Source organism: Phenylobacterium sp. (assembly GCF_030698145.1).
Lineage (GTDB): Bacteria > Pseudomonadota > Alphaproteobacteria > Caulobacterales > Caulobacteraceae > Phenylobacterium.
Map to the genome: position 1 here is coordinate 1 of NZ_JAUYNW010000091.1, position 4,097 is coordinate 4,097.

General features: G+C 69.2%; 6 protein-coding genes and 1 tRNA gene. 2 read left to right on the forward strand and 5 right to left on the reverse strand.

The window, feature by feature from the left end; genetic code table 11:
* The 4 genes from rplK to Q8Q77_RS13805 all read right to left on the reverse strand — a co-directional run.
* The coding region (gene rplK / locus Q8Q77_RS13790) for a 50S ribosomal protein L11 (RefSeq protein ID WP_305584184.1) at nucleotides 1–354 on the reverse strand (354 nt) is incomplete at its 3' end.
* 83 nt (nucleotides 355–437) lie between these two features.
* Nucleotides 438–1,004, reverse strand: coding sequence for a transcription termination/antitermination protein NusG (gene nusG / locus Q8Q77_RS13795; protein WP_305584185.1), 567 nt, complete (start codon nucleotides 1,002–1,004; stop codon nucleotides 438–440).
* Between the two features lie 8 nt (nucleotides 1,005–1,012).
* Complete coding sequence (gene secE / locus Q8Q77_RS13800; RefSeq protein WP_305584186.1) at nucleotides 1,013–1,321, reverse strand: preprotein translocase subunit SecE; 309 nt, start codon at nucleotides 1,319–1,321, stop codon at nucleotides 1,013–1,015.
* A 64-nt stretch (nucleotides 1,322–1,385) separates the two neighbouring features.
* Nucleotides 1,386–1,461, reverse strand: a tRNA-Trp gene (locus Q8Q77_RS13805).
* A 358-nt stretch (nucleotides 1,462–1,819) separates the two neighbouring features.
* Here Q8Q77_RS13805 and Q8Q77_RS13810 point away from each other — a divergent pair.
* Together Q8Q77_RS13810 and Q8Q77_RS13815 are read left to right on the forward strand one after the other, a co-directional pair.
* A complete protein-coding gene (locus Q8Q77_RS13810; protein ID WP_305584187.1) occupies nucleotides 1,820–3,217 on the forward strand; it encodes a hypothetical protein in 1,398 nt (465 codons plus the stop codon).
* Nucleotides 3,218–3,307: 90 nt separating this feature from the next.
* Nucleotides 3,308–3,937, forward strand: coding sequence for a beta/gamma crystallin-related protein (locus Q8Q77_RS13815; protein WP_305584188.1), 630 nt, complete (start codon nucleotides 3,308–3,310; stop codon nucleotides 3,935–3,937).
* A 73-nt stretch (nucleotides 3,938–4,010) separates the two neighbouring features.
* Here Q8Q77_RS13815 and Q8Q77_RS13820 read toward each other — a convergent pair.
* The coding region (locus tag Q8Q77_RS13820; RefSeq protein WP_305584189.1) for a hypothetical protein at nucleotides 4,011–4,097 on the reverse strand (87 nt) is incomplete at its 5' end.

Sequence of the window (4,097 nt, forward strand, 5' to 3'; positions counted from 1 at the left end):
GTTGAGGTCCTTCATCTTCTTCTCGGCGATGTCGCGAAGCTGGCTGCGCGAAATCTTGCCCGCGACGGCGCGGCCCGGCTCTTTCGAGCCCGACTTGAGGCCGAGGGCTTCCTTGATGAAGTGGGTCGCCGGCGGGGTCTTTGTGATGAAGGTGAAGGACTTGTCCTGGTAGACGGTGATCACCGTCGGCAGGGGCGTACCCTTGGTTTCCTTCTCGGTGCGGGCGTTGAACTCCTTGCAGAAGCCCATGATGTTGACACCGCGCTGACCCAGCGCCGGCCCGATGGGCGGCGAAGGCGTGGCGGCGCCGGCGGGCACCTGCAGCTTGATATAGCCCAGAATCTTCTTGGCCATTTTTCTCCTCGTTGACCGGCATCCGGTCGGTTGAGCCGTGGTGCGGCCTTGGCTAGGCCTCCCACGGGTTTGAAACGGTCAGGTTAGGAGGTCTTCTCCACCTGGCCGTATTCGAGCTCGACCGGCGTGGCGCGTCCGAAGATGGACACGGTCACGCGCAGGCGGGCGCGTTCTTCATCGACCTGTTCGACCGAGCCGTTGAAGCTGGCGAACGGACCGTCGGTGACTCGAACCTGTTCGCCGATCTCGAACTGGATGGTCGGCTTCGGCCGTTCCACACCCTCTTCGATGGCGCCGATGATCCGGGCGACTTCCTTTTCCGAGACGGGCATCGGCTTGTTCTGGCTGCCCAGGAAACCGGTGACCTTCGGGGTGTTCTTGATGAGGTGATAGGCCTCGTCGGTAAGCTCCATCTTCACCAGGACGTAGCCCGGAAAGAACTTGCGCTCGGCGTTGACCTTCCGGCCGCGGCGGATCTCGACCACGTCCTCGGTCGGGACCAGGATGTCGGAGAAGGTGTCCTCCAGGCCCTGACTGCGGGCCTGTTCGCGGATCGACTCGGCCACCTTCTTCTCGAAGTTCGAGTAGGCGTGGACGATGTACCACTTGTGGCGGGGATTGGCGGCGACGGTGGGGGCTTCAGCGTTCATGATCTCTCTCATCCCCCGTTGGCGAGCTTCAGCAGCGAACTGACGCCGAGGCTCAGCAGGAAGTCGACGCCGAAGAAGAACGTCGCGGCCATCACCACCATGATCCCGACCATCACCGAGGTGATCCAGGTCTCCTTGCGGGTGGTCCAGGTGATCTTACGCGCCTCGGCGCGCACTTCGCGGATGAATTGCGCGATGCTGGTCTTCTTCTTCGCCGGCGCGGACGCTGCCAGCGCCGAGGCAGGCGCGATCGCCGCGGCCGTCTTGGCGGCGCGGGCCTTCATCGCTTGCGGGGAGGAACCCGGTTTCCTAGCCATCAGGCTCTCATAACTCTTTCATATTGGGCGGCGGACCTCCGCGCCCGGGCAGACATGCATAGGGTGGCAGGAGTGGAGGGATTCGAACCCCCGGCCCTCGGTTTTGGAGACCGATGCTCTACCAGCTGAGCTACACTCCTTCGACCCTGCCCTTCTGGGGCCTGGCCTCCAAACAATGAACAGCGCGCCGGAGGGCGGCTAAGCCCGCCAGCGCGCGCGGCTCATCGCCGGAGCCGGGTCGTTTAGCAGCGGCGTCCCGTCCGGGCAAGGCTGTCATCGGCGCCACGCGGGCGCCCCGACGCGCATCGAACCGCCGGCTCGGCGCGTTCCCACAGCGAGACGGGCGTGGCCGCGCCCCGACCGGCCTAGCGGGGCTGTAGCCTCATTCCCGCCCCAAGCCTGAACCTCGCCTGACAGGGCGCTCAAGCCAGGTTCAGGCGTGGCGGGCCAGGATCGCCGGCTGAATGCGCCTCCGGGCGCTTCGATGAGGACATCACCATGCCGATTCGACCCCACGCTCTTCGATCCAGGCTCCTGCTCTCGGGCGCGCTGGCGCTGACGCTGGCCGCCTGTAAGGAGGATCGTCCGCGGGCGGCCGTCGAGCCGCTGTTCGTGCCCGCCGACTCCGCCGCCTACGCCTACGATCCGGGGCTGGCCCCGGCCTGGTCGGACCTGCCGGCCTACACCCCCGCGATCGGCCGCCCCGCCGACGACGGCTACGGCTATGCCGAGCGCGCCTACGCCGTCGACCGGGCCTTCTACCAGTCGCCGCCGGACTACGCCTTCGCCTATGACGACGCCCAGCCCTGGGCCTGGGAGACCGAGGACGACTGGCTGATGTACGTGGAGCCGCTCGCGGTGGGCTATCGCTACTACTATTACGAGCCGGGCGATCGCTATCCGTACTTCGTGCGCGATCCGGACTACGCCTACGGCTACGATGACGGCGGCGTCCTGGTCGTGATCTACGACGGTCGCGGCCAGCTCCTGCCGACCCCTTATGTGAGCCGCTACGCCGACCGCGCAGGCCGCTATCTTGTCCGCGCGCGCGCGCTCCGCGACGCCTCCTCGCAAGCCCGCCACATCTCGGTCGCCGAGACCCGTTGGGCAGAGCGCCGCCCGGCCTTCGTCGGCGACCAGGCCACCTGGTTCGAGACGGCGCGGCGCCAGCCCGACTGGGCACGCCACCGGGCCAAGGACGAGGCCAAGGATCTCCGCCGCTTCGATCGCGAACGCGAGCGTCGCGCCGACTCCGTGGCCAGGCTGGACCGCATCGAAGCCCGCCAGGAGTGGCGCGTGGACGACGGCGAGCGCCTCGAGCGCCGCGCCGGGCGCGCAGAGCGGCCGCAGATCGCCGCCGCGCCGCGAAACGAGGCGCGAGCGGCTCGAGACGATCGCCACGGCGACCGCCGGGTTGAGACCGCGCACGCCGAACGCGCTCCCGAACGCCTCGATGTTCGACGCCGCGCGGAGGTCGAGCAGCCTCGCGCCGTCGCCCGCCCTGAGCGGCAAGTGCGTCGCGACGACCGGACTGACGAGCCGAACCTCAAGCGCGAGGCCCGGGCGACCCCGCAGCGGGCCGAACGCCCTGTCGAGCGGCAGGCCGGCCAGCAGGCTCCGGAACGCCAGGCGCGTGAGGCTCGCGGGCCTGAGCGGGCCGCCGTCGCCGAAAAGCCCCGCGAAGCCGCGCCGCCGCCTGTTCGCGTCGAACGCCAGGCTCGCCGCGAGGATCGCGGTCCCGAGCGTCAGGCGAGCGCGCACCCACCGGAACGCCAGGCCAAGGCCGACCGCGCTGAACGCGCTGAACGGCCGTCCGCCGCGCAGGACGCCGGCAAGGCAGGCCGCGACGCCGCCACCAGCGAACGGGGCGGCGGCAAGGATCGCAAGGAACGCTAGCAACGCCGCGCCGACCGGACGCCGCCAGACCGCGCTTGCCTGCGGACCTGGGGCTTCTAAGGTCGAATGGCTCAACTGGGAGGCCTGAAGATGAAACGAGCTATCGCCTTGGTTGCCGCTGTCACGGCCCTGGCCGCCAGCCCGGCTGTCGCCCAACCGGATTTGCGGGGCGCCTCGCCGCCTCCGGGCGACTACTGGCGAACGTGCGAGAACGTGAGCACCTACGGCTTCGGCCGCGACGCCGTGGTCAGCGCCCAGTGCCGCGACAACCGCGGACGCCTGCGGTCGACCAGCCTGCGCTTCGACGGCTGCAACGAGATCGACAACCGTGACGGCCGCCTCGTCTGCATCAGCGGCGGCGACGGCGGACGGCCCCCGTGGGGCGGCGGCGGCGGCGGCGGACGTCCGCCTTGGGGCGGCGGTGGCGGCGGTGGCCGCGGCGGGATCACCCTCTATGGCGGGCCAGATTTCCGGGGCCAACTCCTTGAAAGCCGCCGCGAGGTGACCAATCTGCCACGCCAGTTCAACGACCGCGCCATGAGCGTGCGGGTCGAGGGCCGCGGCGCCTGGCAGGTCTGCAGCGACGCCGACTTCCGCGGCCGTTGCCAGATCATCGACCGTGGCGTCTCCGACCTGCGTCAGCTCGGCCTGGGCATGGCGATCTCGTCCATGCGCCCCGTCGATCGCAACGACGAACGGCCCTACGACCGCCCGTACTGAGGCGTTAGCCGCCCAAAGGAAAAGGCCGCTGGATCGCTCCAGCGGCCTCTTCAATTCGGTGCGGAAAGCTCGCCTATTCGACGATCTTGGCCACGACGCCGGCGCCGACCGTGCGGCCGCCTTCGCGGATGGCGAAGCGCAGGCCCTGGTCCATGGCGAT